19 protein-coding genes are annotated in these 13,545 nt (G+C 36.4%); 3 read left to right on the top strand and 16 right to left on the bottom strand.

Annotated elements, in window-relative coordinates; all coding sequences use genetic code 11:
- Positions 1–69: 69 nt before the first annotated feature.
- Genes BQ6100_RS14875 through BQ6100_RS14910 form a run of 8 tightly spaced genes read right to left on the bottom strand, consistent with a single transcriptional unit; the run spans position 70 to position 5,092 of the window.
- Positions 70–810: a class I SAM-dependent DNA methyltransferase gene (locus BQ6100_RS14875; RefSeq protein WP_075982369.1), complete on the bottom strand. Its 741-nt coding sequence runs from the start codon at positions 808–810 to the stop codon at positions 70–72.
- A complete protein-coding gene (gene rsfS / locus BQ6100_RS14880) occupies positions 807–1,163 on the bottom strand; it encodes a ribosome silencing factor (protein ID WP_075982370.1) in 357 nt (118 codons plus the stop codon). Before rsfS ends, BQ6100_RS14875 begins: the two co-directional genes overlap by 4 nt.
- A complete protein-coding gene (yqeK, locus tag BQ6100_RS14885; protein ID WP_075982371.1) occupies positions 1,160–1,732 on the bottom strand; it encodes a bis(5'-nucleosyl)-tetraphosphatase (symmetrical) YqeK in 573 nt (190 codons plus the stop codon). Before yqeK ends, rsfS begins: the two co-directional genes overlap by 4 nt.
- The gene (locus BQ6100_RS14890) at positions 1,722–2,294 is read right to left on the bottom strand and encodes a nicotinate-nucleotide adenylyltransferase (RefSeq protein ID WP_097677925.1); all 573 of its coding nucleotides are present in this window, start codon (positions 2,292–2,294) and stop codon (positions 1,722–1,724) included. The genes yqeK and BQ6100_RS14890 overlap by 11 nt, the downstream gene beginning before the upstream one ends.
- Positions 2,295–2,308: 14 nt before the next feature.
- Positions 2,309–2,599 (bottom strand): ribosome assembly RNA-binding protein YhbY, encoded by a 291-nt coding sequence (gene yhbY / locus BQ6100_RS14895; RefSeq protein ID WP_075982373.1) that lies wholly within the window; start codon positions 2,597–2,599, stop codon positions 2,309–2,311.
- Complete coding sequence (gene aroE / locus BQ6100_RS14900) at positions 2,593–3,432, bottom strand: shikimate dehydrogenase (RefSeq protein WP_075982374.1); 840 nt, start codon at positions 3,430–3,432, stop codon at positions 2,593–2,595. Before aroE ends, yhbY begins: the two co-directional genes overlap by 7 nt.
- A gap of 35 nt (positions 3,433–3,467) precedes the next feature.
- The gene (gene yqeH / locus BQ6100_RS14905; RefSeq protein ID WP_075982375.1) at positions 3,468–4,571 is read right to left on the bottom strand and encodes a ribosome biogenesis GTPase YqeH; all 1,104 of its coding nucleotides are present in this window, start codon (positions 4,569–4,571) and stop codon (positions 3,468–3,470) included.
- Positions 4,572–4,576: 5 nt separating this feature from the next.
- Positions 4,577–5,092 carry a YqeG family HAD IIIA-type phosphatase gene (locus BQ6100_RS14910; protein ID WP_075982376.1) on the bottom strand — a complete coding sequence of 172 codons (516 nt, stop codon included), beginning with the start codon at positions 5,090–5,092 and terminating at the stop codon, positions 4,577–4,579.
- 422 nt (positions 5,093–5,514) lie between these two features.
- Between BQ6100_RS14910 and BQ6100_RS14915 the strand changes: the two genes are divergently transcribed.
- Positions 5,515–5,652: a sporulation histidine kinase inhibitor Sda gene (locus BQ6100_RS14915; protein WP_075982377.1), complete on the top strand. Its 138-nt coding sequence runs from the start codon at positions 5,515–5,517 to the stop codon at positions 5,650–5,652.
- A 21-nt stretch (positions 5,653–5,673) separates the two neighbouring features.
- Here the strand turns inward: BQ6100_RS14915 and BQ6100_RS14920 are convergent, their stop codons facing one another.
- Positions 5,674–6,456, bottom strand: coding sequence for a phosphatidylserine decarboxylase (locus tag BQ6100_RS14920; RefSeq protein WP_075982378.1), 783 nt, complete (start codon positions 6,454–6,456; stop codon positions 5,674–5,676).
- A 164-nt stretch (positions 6,457–6,620) separates the two neighbouring features.
- On the opposite strand from BQ6100_RS14920, the gene pssA reads away from it, so the two are divergent.
- Together pssA and BQ6100_RS14930 are read left to right on the top strand one after the other, a co-directional pair.
- Entirely contained in the window at positions 6,621–7,160 is a 540-nt protein-coding gene (gene pssA / locus BQ6100_RS14925) for a CDP-diacylglycerol--serine O-phosphatidyltransferase (RefSeq protein ID WP_075982379.1), read from the top strand.
- A gap of 11 nt (positions 7,161–7,171) precedes the next feature.
- The gene (locus BQ6100_RS14930; protein ID WP_075982380.1) at positions 7,172–7,486 is read left to right on the top strand and encodes a hypothetical protein; all 315 of its coding nucleotides are present in this window, start codon (positions 7,172–7,174) and stop codon (positions 7,484–7,486) included.
- A gap of 43 nt (positions 7,487–7,529) precedes the next feature.
- Here the strand turns inward: BQ6100_RS14930 and sigK are convergent, their stop codons facing one another.
- From sigK to BQ6100_RS14965, 7 genes are all read right to left on the bottom strand, one after another.
- A complete protein-coding gene (sigK, locus tag BQ6100_RS14935; protein WP_075982381.1) occupies positions 7,530–8,246 on the bottom strand; it encodes an RNA polymerase sporulation sigma factor SigK in 717 nt (238 codons plus the stop codon).
- Positions 8,247–8,836: 590 nt separating this feature from the next.
- Entirely contained in the window at positions 8,837–8,977 is a 141-nt protein-coding gene (locus BQ6100_RS14940) for a YrzI family small protein (RefSeq protein ID WP_075982382.1), read from the bottom strand.
- A gap of 420 nt (positions 8,978–9,397) precedes the next feature.
- Complete coding sequence (locus BQ6100_RS14945; RefSeq protein WP_075982383.1) at positions 9,398–9,655, bottom strand: YrhC family protein; 258 nt, start codon at positions 9,653–9,655, stop codon at positions 9,398–9,400.
- Positions 9,656–9,806: 151 nt separating this feature from the next.
- Positions 9,807–10,943: a bifunctional cystathionine gamma-lyase/homocysteine desulfhydrase gene (locus BQ6100_RS14950; protein WP_075982384.1), complete on the bottom strand. Its 1,137-nt coding sequence runs from the start codon at positions 10,941–10,943 to the stop codon at positions 9,807–9,809.
- Positions 10,944–10,945: 2 nt separating this feature from the next.
- Positions 10,946–11,869: a cysteine synthase A gene (cysK, locus tag BQ6100_RS14955; RefSeq protein ID WP_075982385.1), complete on the bottom strand. Its 924-nt coding sequence runs from the start codon at positions 11,867–11,869 to the stop codon at positions 10,946–10,948.
- A gap of 124 nt (positions 11,870–11,993) precedes the next feature.
- Positions 11,994–12,695, bottom strand: coding sequence for a 5'-methylthioadenosine/S-adenosylhomocysteine nucleosidase (mtnN, locus tag BQ6100_RS14960; RefSeq protein WP_075982386.1), 702 nt, complete (start codon positions 12,693–12,695; stop codon positions 11,994–11,996).
- Between the two features lie 34 nt (positions 12,696–12,729).
- Positions 12,730–13,368 carry a class I SAM-dependent methyltransferase gene (locus tag BQ6100_RS14965; protein ID WP_075982387.1) on the bottom strand — a complete coding sequence of 213 codons (639 nt, stop codon included), beginning with the start codon at positions 13,366–13,368 and terminating at the stop codon, positions 12,730–12,732.
- Positions 13,369–13,545: the final 177 nt, after the last annotated feature.

Below are 13,545 nucleotides of genomic sequence, written 5' to 3' on the forward strand. Positions count from 1 at the left end.
TATAAACTTTTTAAGAAGAAAATGCAAAGGTGTCAGGCACCACATTCGCGTGGGTCCTGACACCTTATATTATTTTTTTGCTATGAAAAGAATTCTTTCGCAATCCTGCTCATATGATTTATTTTCAAAATCTGCCAATATTTCCATTACTTGAAGTCCGGCTTTTTCAAGCCATTCTATGTATTGTTGAACAGGATATGTTCTTTGAAAATGAAGTTCATCATATCTATCATATTTTCCATCATCATCCTGAACAAAAAATGTTAGCTCATGCTCGATACTTAATGGGAATTCTCCTTCAAAGCATTGCCAAATATAGCTTATATCATCCCCATTGTAGGCATAGGTTTGATTTAAGAAGAGATTGCTCATTTTATGTACGGAGTGTACATCAAATATAAAGAGGCCATTTTCTTTTAAATGGCGGAAGACGGAATGAAAGGTCTTAATTACATCCTCTTCTGTTTGTAAATAATTCAGAGAGTCACAGAAAATTCCTACGATATCGAATGGGGTCATTAATTCTAGTTCAGCCATATTTTGCTGATAGAAATTGAGTTCTAATCCCCTATCTTGAGCTTTAGCAAAAGCTACTGCTAACATATCCTCAGAAAGGTCAACTCCTGTTACTTCAAAACCACCTTCAGCAAATTGAACGGAAAGCTCACCTGTCCCACAGGCCAAATCCAATAATTGTTTCCCATCTATTCCAAGCTTTTGAACCTCTCTAGTTACGATTTCCACCCATTTTTCATAGGGTACATCCTTCATTAACTCATCGTATAGATAGGCAAACCTTTCATAGCTCATTGCTCTAGCTCACTCTGAATGTTCTCAATTGGAGCATCTCCCCATAAGCGTTCAAGGTTATAATATAAGCGATCATCTCGATGGAAAACATGGGCTACTACATCTCCTAAATCAACCAAAACCCATTTCGCTTCATCGAATCCTTCCATACGTTTTACTTCAAAGCCATTTTCCTCTACTTTTTCCTTCATTTCTCGGGCAATGGCTTGTACTTGCTTGTCGGAATTTCCGTGGCAGATAATAAAATAATCTGCGATTAGAGATAGACCCTTCATATTTAAGACAACTATATCTTCAGCCCTTTTATCATCTGCGGCTTTCACTGCTGTTAACAATAGCTTACGTTCACTCATTCAGGTAAAACCCTCCTCATGACTAGATCATTATATGTAATAAATGTTTCTGGATAAACTGGTTGATTCTTTTTCATTAGAAAAACAATGGTGTTTTGTATAGATTTAATTAAAGCCTTATCTAAATCATGTCTGGCCAGTTCTCTAACCTCTTCAACTCCAGGAAAATGCCTTCCCGGTTCAATATAGTCAGCTAAATAGATAATTTTCTCTAATATTGTCATGCCCTTTCGACCAGATGTATGATAGCGTATGGCATCTAGTATTTCCTTATCAGAGATTCCCGCCTCTTTTTCAGCCAAATACGCTCCAACTGGTGCATGCCAGAGCTCACTATTATAATCCAGAAGGTCTGCTGGCATTTGTTCCTTTTCAATAATTGCCTTCATTTCTTCTTTAGGACGAAATTTGGCATAATCATGAAAAATTGCCGCTAGTTCTGCCTTTTTTTCATCCACACCATATTTTTGAGCAAGCTGGATGGCAGTTTCCATTACCCCTATCGTATGCTGATAACGATGTTCGGTTAATTGCTCCTTTACAAGCTTTAGAGCTGTTTCACGATTCATACAATTGATTCTCCTCAATATAGTGTCTAACTGGATCCGGAACTAAATAACGAATGGTTATTCCTTCCTTCATTCGATTTCTAATGAGGCTCGATGAAATATTAATATTTGGGATTTGAACATAAGAAATAGGATAAGGTGATTGAATACTGTATGTAGGACGGTTAACTCCTACAAATGTAATAAGCTGCACTAGCTCATCTATACGATACCATTTTGGCAAGTATTCAACCATATCCCCACCAATAATGAAATAAAATTGATAGGTTGGATAATTCTCCTTTAGTAATTTCATCGTATCATAGGTATAAGAACGTCCAGCACGCTCAAGTTCACATGTTTCTATTTTAAATTTAGGATGTCCTTCGATGGCTAAACTTAACATATCTAATCGATTTTCATTTGATATATTCTTAGATTTTTCTTTATGCGGAGGATCTTGATTTGGCATAAACCATATTTCATCAAGTTCAAGGGAACACAATACCTCATTTGCAATGATGAGATGTCCTAAATGAGGAGGATCGAATGTTCCGCCTAATATGCCAATTTTCAAAGTGATTCCTCCTTTTTCATTTATGGTAATTTTATTTCCTTATTTTCCTTTGACTCTTTGTACAAAACAATCGTAGAACCGATAATCTGTACAAGCTCAGCATTTGCTCCTTCAGATAGCTGATGTGCAACTGTATCTTTATCTTCATCACAGTTTTGTAGAACACTTACTTTTATCAGCTCTCTTGCTTCTAAAGCTTCACTTATTTGTCTAATCATATTTTCATTCACTCCACCCTTTCCAACTTGAAAGATTGGATTTAGATGATGTGCTTTGGAGCGTAGAAACCTTTTTTGTTTTCCTGTTAGCATTTTATTCCTCCTAATTGTGTAAGAACCGTGTTCTTCATGCGATCCGTACTTGGAAAAATTCCTGTCCATTTTTCAAAAGCAAGTGCCCCTTGAAAAACAAACATATCAATTCCATTTTGAACTCTCGCACCTTTTTGCTTCGCCTGTTGTAGGATATTGGTTTCAAGTGGATTGTAGATAATATCACTAACAAAGGCTTGAGCATGTAAATTTTGTAATCCAATCGGTGAAAACTCAATTTTTGGTGACATCCCGATTGATGTAGTTTGAATAATTAAGTCATATTCGCCTAAAGCAGCTTCTGCCTCTGGAATCGTAAGGACTTTTGATTGTACTTGATATGGGCAATCCTTTACTAATACATCTGCCCGTTCGACCGTCCGATTGGTTATATCTATCTTGTGGACACCTGAATGGGCCATTGTAAAATAGATGGCACGAGCTGCTCCACCAGCACCTATAATCAGAACAGATAGGTCATCATGGATATCCATTATAGTAGAAAGACCTTTCAAATATCCACTTCCATCTGTATTATACCCAATAAATTTTCCATTGCAGTTTACAACAGTATTCACTGCTCCTATCGAACCTGCTAAAGGATCCATTTCATCTAATAAAGGAATAATATTCACTTTATGAGGTACTGTGACATTAAAACCTTCCACTCCAATGGCTTTAAAACCTTTTACAGCCGCCTCAAGGTTTTCCTTTTCCACTTTAAATGCATGATAATGTGCATCCATTCCGTAAAACTGAAATAAATCGTTATGCATGGTCGGGGACATGGAATGTGCAATTGGGTCCCCAATAACAGCATATAACTTTTTCATAACCCTCTCCCCTATCTATTTCTACTTTACGGCTTTTATATTAATGATTTTCGAATCATCGCATTAACACCCTTTGGAACGTGTACAGACACCCTTGTTCCTGGCTGATTACAAGTAATCCATCCAAGACCAGAGAATACGATATCCGTCTTTGCTTCCTTTATTGTGAAATCATGTCTGACGAGCTCAGGAAACGTATCGAGCTGCTCCATCCTCGGAGGTGTTAACATTTCCCCAACGTGCTTTTTGTATAACTCCGAAGCATTTTCTGTTTTCGTACGATGAATATTGATTTCATTTGAAAAATAGCAGGTAAATGAACATCTTCCTCCACTAAGATAATCAAAACGAGCCAACCCACCAAAGAATAAAGTTTGCTGTTCATTTAACTGGAAGACCTTTGGTTTTATTTCTTTTTTAGGTGTAATTATTTTTAAATCACGCTTATCAACAAAATGGGCCATTTGATGATGGTTTATGATTCCAGGAGTATCCACCAATACCTTTCCATCTGAGAGTGGTATTTCAATAATATCTAATGTAGTTCCTGGAAAATGGGATGTTGTAATCACATCTCCCTCGCCTGTTATTTCCTTTAAAATTCGATTAATAAAGGTAGATTTACCTACATTTGTACAGCCAACGATATAGACATCTTTTCCATCTCGGTAATCCTCAATTGCAGCTGTAACCTCTTTAATAAAATGACCTTTCTCGGCACTAACAAGGAACACATCCTCTGGGATTAAACCAAGCTGTTTTGCCTCTTGTTTCATCCAATGAATCACCTTTTGAGACTTAACGGATTTCGGAAGCAAATCCACTTTATTTCCTATTAGTAAAACCTTATTATGACCAACGAAGCGATGAAGCCCAGGCAGCCAACTACCGTTAAAGTCAAAGATATCTACAATTTTGACAATCAAAGCATCACTTTGTCCAATTTCATTTAATATTTTAAGGAAGTCATCATCCGTTAAATCTACATCTTGTACCTCGTTATAATGCTTTAACCGAAAACATCGTTGACAAATGATCGTATCCTTTTGTAATGAGGATTTTGGGGCGTATCCCATTTTTTCTGGATCTTCCGTTTGAATGTTCACCCCACAACCAATACATGTAATTTGTTCGTTCAATTCGTTTAATCCTCCCACTGTAGCATTCCTTTTTTACGAAACCACTTTAATAAGATTCTTTCAATCTTTCGATTAATTCTTGTCGCAAATCCATCCGTTTGAGCCACTGGTACAACTAATATCGTATGAAACCCACTCCTGTTCCCGCCTAGAACGTCCGTTAAAAGCTGATCACCTATGACAACGGCTTCCTCTTTTTTGATCCCCATCTTTTTAACCGCCCTATTAAAGGCCAATCTAAGTGGCTTTCTCGCCTGAAAAATAAAAGAGATACCAAGGGGCTCTGAAAATGTTTCCACTCTCTCTTTATTATTATTTGATACGATTGTAATTAAAATATTTTGCTTTTTCATTTCATCAAACCATTTAACTAATTTTGGGGTCGCATTAGGCCGATCCCATTCAACCAAGGTATTATCTAAATCAGTAATAATTCCTTTGATTCCCTTTTCTTTTAGTACTTCTGGTTTAATATCAAAAATGCTTTTGACATGTTGATCTGGTAAAAATTGCTTTAACAATTTACAAACACCTCGTTAATTATCCAATTATCGCCGCTATCCATCATAACGAATATTGTATCCTCTTTCAAACACTAGTGAAACATTATTCATGAGTTTGTGCAAAACTTTATCATTTAAATTTTGCCCTATTTTGACAAAAACCGCTACATTTATCCTATTATGCAAAAAACTTTTCGACAAAAACTGTTCTTATCCAACATTGTGGATAACTTTATTCACATTATCCCACTTGTCCCTACTCTGTTCCCATTAATTATAAACAACTTACTAACAGGTTATCCACTTTATTCTGTGGATAACAGAACAGTTGTTCTTAATCTGCAATTTTGTTAAAGTAAGGTAACAACCAGTAATTTACATTATATGTATGAAAAAAAATGGTTAGAACGGACATTAAGCAAATGGAGGTGAATTCTGACATGCGGAAGTTGTCAGACGAATTGTTAATCGAATCATATTTTAAAGCCAGAGAACTAAATTTGAGTTTAGATTTTATTCGCCTTATCGAAACAGAAATTCACCGACGTTCTTTATCACACAAATTAAAAGTATCCTGAGCCTTTTTTTAAGGCTTTTTTTTATTTTCGTTTTAGACTCCCTATAATTTCTCCAACCTTGACATCTCTAGGTGTTTTAGGGGAAGACGGTTCAAAGAAGTCCTTTTCAAACAGTAAAACGACAGTAGAGCCAAATGAAAAAAACGCTACCTCATCTCCTTTAGTAAGTTGGTCCTGCTCATGAACCATTTCAATGGAATTAACGAACATGGCACCGACTTTTACAAGAAGTAATTCACCATTTGGATGCTTGATCTCTGTAATCACTCGATAATTTTTCGATAGTGGACTTTTCCCATATTTAAGCCCCCATTTATTCACTGGATAGGATCGATTACCAATGGTCCATCGATTAACCATCCTCCCAGATATTGGGCTATGAATGCGATGATAATGACTGGGGCTTAAGTAAAGAATCATATATATACCCTCTTGGAAGGATGCTAGTACTTGATCATTTCCAACCATTTCACTTATTGAGTAATCTTTCCCTTTTACGGTAATCATCTGATTTTTCGAAATCACACCGATATCTTCTATTACCCCATCGACCGGACTAATCACTGTCAATGGCTGAAGATCAATGGGCCTCGCACCGGCTTTTAGTTTTCTCGTGAAAAACTCATGTAATGTAGAGTAGTCTTGTAAGGGCTTTTCCATCTCATCCATATTTATTTTATAAGCTCTTGTGAACGAAGGTACAATAACTTTACTTAATTTCGACATAGCAAAGCGCTTTAAAACATTTGACGTCCATTTTCGATTAGTTAATTCAATAAAGATGCGGTATATTATTTGAAACAAAGAATGAAACCTCCATAAGAAAAAAATATACTACTTGCCTACAGGCATAAAATAAAGAGACAAAAATATCATTATATAAATAATAAAGGGTCTTTCATCAAATTGTTAATCAAAATTTATATGATTGAAACCCTATGTATCTCTCCGAAAAAGGAGTGAGGATATTGTTTTTATTGGATGTCTTTGATCAAACCATCAAAAAACTCAAAGCCCAAACTGCAAATGTCATTACTTTAGCTAACCTTGCTTTAGGGGGTTTTTCCATTATTATAGGTATAAATGGAAATTCAAATCTAAGTTTGCTCCTTATTTTCTTGGCGGCATTATTAGACCGATTTGATGGAATGGTAGCTAGGAAATTCAAAATCACTTCAGATTTAGGAAAGCAGCTGGATTCCATGAGTGATATTATATCATTCGGAGTTGCTCCAGCTCTATTAGTTTATCACGGAATATTGAACGAATTTGGGGCTCCAGGAATATTTTTTTCGGTTTTTTTCATTGGCTGTGGAGCATTTCGTCTTGCTCGCTTTAATATTACTGAAAATAATGGGTTCTATACCGGACTCCCAATCACTGCAGCTGGTTGCCTTGCAACATTAAGTTACCTCGCAATTCCATATTTCCCACCACAATCCTTCATTTTTATTATGATTGTTCTATCTTTTTTGATGGTAAGTACCTTTACACTTAAAAAAATATAGGATTGGTCTAAATGAATGGTGATGCTGTCGATTTGTTATCGACAGTTTTTTTATTAGGAGTCTGGTTGATTATCAGTTGGGTGGAGAAAATCGATGCCTTTCTAGCTTCGTTTGGAGAAATGATCTTTTCATATTGGAAAAATGGCTATATTTTCGGGGAGAAATTAGTTAATTCAAGGGACATTTCTTATTTATCCGAGATGTTTCCAATATATCCGCGATTATTTCTATTTATCCGCGATTACCTAATTACCTCACTATTTTTCCAAAAACAAATGCAGGGCTTCACCAAAAATACCAGCCATCGTAAACACGAACCAAATTGACAGGCCTGATGCAAAAAAAAGAGCCAGATCCCCCTGGCTTCCTTCATGTGTTTTTCCTCTTTTCCTTCTCAGCGCGATAAAATTCATGGAACATTTTCATTAATGCCCTTTTTTCAATCCTAGACACATAGCTCCTGGATATTCCTAATTCTTTGGCAATTTCTCGTTGGGTTTTTTCCTTTTTTAAATCAAGTCCAAATCTGCCAACAATTACTTCTTTTTCCCGTTCATCTAAAACATCTATATATTCTTTCACTTTTTCCAGTTCCATATTTAATTGAATGGTATCAATTACATCCTCAGATTCAGACTTCAAAACATCAATCAGAGATATTTCATTTCCTTCCTTATCCTGACCAATTGGATCGTGAAGGGATACATCTTTTTTCGTTTTCTTTAAAGCTCTTAAATGCATGAGGATTTCATTCTCAATACACCTCGCCGCATATGTAGCAAGCTTCGTCCCCTTTCCTTCTGAAAAGCTCTCAATCGCCTTTATTAGTCCGATTGTCCCTATTGAAATGAGATCCTCGGCCTCTTCGCCGGTGTTTTCGAATTTTTTTACAATATGTGCAACTAACCTCAGATTGTGTTCAATTAACATGTTTCGAGCATGGGCATCCCCCTCTGCCATCAGGCGCAAGTACTTTCTCTCATCTGAAGCTGACAGTGGTTGGGGAAAGGCATTGTTTTTTACATATGAAACGAGGAATACAATTTCCTTTACTAAATAACTCAACGCAGTTAAGATTCCGGACATCATTCCACCCCCGTTTTATGGACTTTCACCTATAACTAATACCTATGAAAAAGGGAGGATGCTTTTGTCTGTCCATTAAAGAATATTTATAAACAATTATTATGAAAGAAAAAATGAGACAATCCCAAAAGCAATGGTGCCAGACACCTTTTGGAATAGCCTCATTCTTTAATAATCTTATTTGTCTCTTTTTATGCATGGAGAATAGATTAATACTTCTTAATGATACACCCTCTACTCTACACTTACTTCTGCAGCAATAATGCAACCAACTGTACCGCATATTAATAAACCAATAACCATTGCGAACATGTTCCACACCCCTCTTGAAAATGCTCCTTATACTTTAGAATTTATCATATTTACAAGGATTACATTAGAAAAGTTGTGAACATTTTGTTAATTTATTAAGAGCACTTTTTCCTTTTTCGGAAAAGGTCTGTTAATATCAAAATATTTAAATACATACAAGACCTCCTATTAACCTTAATTAGTTATGCGGTGTCTTTCTCCACCCATAAGCATGCTAGTCGACGTTGTAATATTAAAATCATTTTTCATTCCACCCTTCTATATTAATTGATTGTTTCTTAATAATATCTTTGAATTGATAATTGACGGTCTTTGTGGTCTTGATAAGCTCTTTCAGCATTTTCATTTCGAATATAGTCTTCGACTGATACTGATCTCTTTTTAATCGTTACTGTAAAAAATAATATATTTAGTGTCATAAGCTCCAACCTCCTTTCCATCTTATTATTGTTATGCATATCCAAATAAAAGGACACAAAAAGCCGCAAGGAATACCCCGCGGCAAAAAAAGACACAAAAAAGCCGCAGGACATATTCTACCTGCGGCTTGGATATGCAGAATTAATTAAACCTTAAGCAATCCATTCCTTAACGGTCGAATATGTGTTTATTAGATATACGGTTGTAGTGTTGCGTGTGAACTTCTTTGAAAATCCCTGGCACATTCCTAAATTCATTAACATATTATTCGACCTCCTTCTTAAGAATAAATTACTTACATTGGTAATTATATCCACAATCAAAATATTTGTAAACCTTTTTTGCCTATTTTCAAAAAATAAATTTTTTATGCAAATCCTCCATAAATTTTGCGAAAAAAAAACGCCCCGTATGGAACGTTATTTTTTCGCAATATATTCTTGTCCTTCTTCCGTTTCTAGAAGTCTTGTACGAAATCGTTTTGAGTTGTAAAAAAGAATAATAGATACAATCAAAAAGGATGTGGCTGAACCCATCATTATATATTGGTCTAATTCTGATTTATCAGAAGGGATGATAACTCCTAAATAAAAAAATGCACCTATTGCCAAGAATACGACTGCAAAACGATGCAAATCTTTCATATTTTCATAAAGTTTTTTTACATTAGTTTTCATCTAATTCTTTACCCCTTCTCGTAATCTTTAACAATCATATTCTAATTTAGCACACTTTTTCTTTTTTCAGGTGGTGTAATTTATAGTAAAAATGGAAAAGAGCCGACTTTTGGAGGAGAAGCTCCTCTTAGTCGGCTCTTTTTGTTTTCCCTTAATTGTCCAGTGCAATTTTCAAGTCTTCAATTAAATCCTCTGCATCCTCAAGTCCTACGGATATTCGAACTAAACCATCCGTAATACCAAGCTCTTCTCTACGTTCCTTTGGAATAGAGGCATGGGTCATTTTGGCTGGAACAGAAATTAGGCTCTCCACTGCTCCAAGACTTTCTGCGAGTGTAAAGTATTTAACCTTACCTAATAATTTATCAGCATTTTCTGCGCTGCCAACATCAAAGGAAACCATTCCTCCAAATCCAGCCGATTGCTTTTTAGCAATTTCATGATTTGGATGGTTCTCTAAACCCGGATAATAGACCTTTTTGACAGCTGGATGATTATTTAGGAAGTTTACAATTTTATTGGTATTCTCTTCGTGCTCTTCCATTCGAATACCAAGTGTCTTAATTCCTCTCATCAATAACCAAGCGTCTTGAGGTCCAAGAACGCCACCGGTTGAATTTTGGACAAAGTGTAAATCCTCTGCAAGCCTTTCACTATTAACAACTACTACACCAGCGACAACATCACTGTGGCCGCCTAGATATTTCGTTGCGCTATGAAGAACAATATCTGCACCTAATTCTAGTGGATTCTGCCAGTAGGGTGTTGAAAAGGTATTGTCTACGATAGTTAATAAATTGTTTTCCTTAGCAATTCTTGATGCTTCTTTAATATCCGTTATTTTTAAAAGTGGATTCGTTGGTGTTTCTAAATAGATGGCTTTTGTATTTGGCTTGATTTCCTTCTCAATATTTTCTAAATGACTTGTATCGACAAAGGTAAATTCAAGACCAAATCGATTTAACACCTTTGTCATAACACGAAAAGTACCACCATATACATCATCAGTTAAGATGACATGGTCTCCGCTATTCAATAGCATAAAGACAGCTGTAATCGCAGCCATTCCGGAGCCAAAGGCAAATCCTGCTTTTCCACCCTCTAAATCCTTCATCAGTTCTTCTAAAGCGTGTCTAGTTGGATTTCCTGTACGAGAGTATTCAAACCCTTTGTGACCACCAATACCTTCTTGCTTGTACGTACTAACCTGATAAATCGGTACAGAAACTGCTCCTGTTAGCGGATCTCCAGATATGCCACCATGAATTAATTTTGTTTTTGTTTTCAAGATTATATGCCTCCTTCAAAGATGTTTTTACTTAAATATCTCTCGCTTCCATCTGGAAAAATGACGACGATATTCGTTCCGGGTTTTGCGGCTTTTGCTTCCTGTAAAGCAGCATAAAAAGCAGCTCCTGATGAGCTTCCTACTAACAAACCTTCTTTCGACGCTAGCTCCTTCACCAAACGAAAGGCATCATCATCTGATACGGTATGAATCGCATCAAAATACGCTCGATCCATAAATTCTGGTAAAAATTCCATTCCGATTCCTTCTGTTTTATGCGGACCGGCTTCTCCTCCAGCTATGATTGATCCTTCTGGTTCAACAATCACGGTTTTAATTTCCGGCTTTTTCTCCTTTAAATATCGAGAGGTCCCCATAAAGGTACCACCAGACCCTGCACCTGCCACAAACACATCAATTTCCCCATCAAGCTGTTGCCACATTTCTGGTGCTAAAGTTTTATAATAGGTCCCAGGATTGGAAGGATTAGCAAACTGCTGTGGACAATAGGAATTAGGAATTTGTTCCACTAGTTCCTTTGCCTTTTTGATAGCTCCTGTCATCCCCTCCTCAGTTGGGGTATGTACCACTTCAGCACCAAGAGCTCGCATTAATGCCTGCTTTTCGAGACTGAACTTCTCCGGAACACAAAGAATAATCTTTAATTGTTTATTAATCGCAGCTAAAGCAAGACCAATACCTGTATTTCCAGCAGTAGGCTCTATCACCGTTCCACCTGGCTTTAATTCACCTGATTTAAAAGCCGCATCTAATAATTCAATTCCTAACCGATCCTTAACACTCCCACCTGGATTCATAAATTCTAATTTCGCAAAGAGGCGCACCTTCTCCGGCAATTGGAATTGAGTAATTTCCATGATTGGAGTTTGACCGATTATTTCATGGACATTATGATAAATCTCCATTCTTGATGTCCCACCCGTCCAATAATTTTTGGCTTTTATTTCAAATTCACTAACTAATTCATGCTTGATAAGTTTAATCAACTTTCTGTTTTAAGCAATATATACATTTATTTAAACAAAGTGATTAATGAATTTTTAATGCCGACACGATTTTCATGACTAGGGTGGACGAATGTAAGGCAGCTTTTTCTAAAAATTGATCAAAGGAAATATTTGATTCCTTACCTGCAATATCAGATAAAGAGCGAATAATCACAAATGGAGTTCCAAATTGGTGAGCCACTTGGGCAATGGCCGCTGCTTCCATCTCAACCGCTTGGAGCTCCTTAAATTTTCCCCTTACAAATTCCACTCTAACGGGGTCATTCATAAAGGAATCCCCAGTCGCAATTAATCCTTTTACAGATTGAATTCCATCAATTTCCTTCGCACATTCTAAGGCTATTTCCACTAATTTTGAATCCGCAGTAAATGCTGCTGGAAGCTGTGGAACTTGACCATATTCATAGCCAAATATAGTGACATCTACATCATGATGCCTAACTTCTGTAGAAATCACAATATCTCCTACATTTAGCTCTGGATTATAACCGCCTGCAGAACCTGTATTCACAACGACATCAGGTTTAAACTTCTCTAAAAGGATGGTCGTAGACATAGCAGCATTCACTTTTCCAATTCCTGAACGTAATAAAATAACCTCTGCTCCGTCCATTATTCCACTAGTAAATTCACAGCCAGCGATGATTTCTTGGGTTTTATTCTCTATTTTGTCACGTAGTAAAGTTACTTCTTCTTCCATTGCTCCGATGATGGCAATCTTCAATACCCTTACCTCTTTCTAATATGGTTTTCGCAGATTATCTTTCCTTTACACACTCCATAATCCAAACAAAATCATTGCACCTATCAAAAGTAACCGAAAAGCCATGCTGCTCTGCTATTTCTTTTAATAGTGGAATCGTTGTATAATATTCTCTCTGCAAATCTTCAGCTAGATTATGATAGCCTTTAGTCAACGCATCCTTTATGGCCTCATTATAGGCTTCTTCAGATTCGTACATTGTATCCGCAAAAACTATTTTACCACCTGGTGTTAAGAGATTTCCATAGATGCTAAAAGCTTCTTCCTTTTCCTGATCTGTTAAATGATGAAATGCATAGGTACTGACGATTGTATTAAAAGGCAATTTTGGAAATTGTAGAAAATCACCGTCGATAATCGTTACCTTGTTCTTCAATTTCTCCTTTGCAATCCTTCTCATAGCAGGGGATGGTTCCACTCCTGTCACCTTTAATCCGTATCGAATTAATGTAGCTGTTAAATTACCAGTACCCGGACCAAACTCTAGTACATGACCGAAGGAGCGCTTCGCCACGTTATTCAAAATACGATCGTAGTTTAGAAATACATCCTTATATTCGGGGTCGTGTCCAGTCACACTATCATCATATGAATCTGCCCAGTTCTCAAATAGCTCAATAAACTCTTTTCCCATCTGCTGTCACTCTCCGATGTCATACTAACAAATTCCTATGAGTATACTATGAATTAAAATAAAAGATGTTCTAACTTTACCACAGCATTATTCTTTTTTCAATCAATATAGTAGGTCTAATGGTATGGGTTTAAAGTATTTTAGGGATATTTTGTGTACTTTCCAACCTATTTCAGC

It is taken from the genome of Bacillus massilinigeriensis, assembly GCF_900117315.1.
GTDB lineage: Bacteria > Bacillota > Bacilli > Bacillales > Cytobacillaceae > Bacillus_BE > Bacillus_BE massilionigeriensis.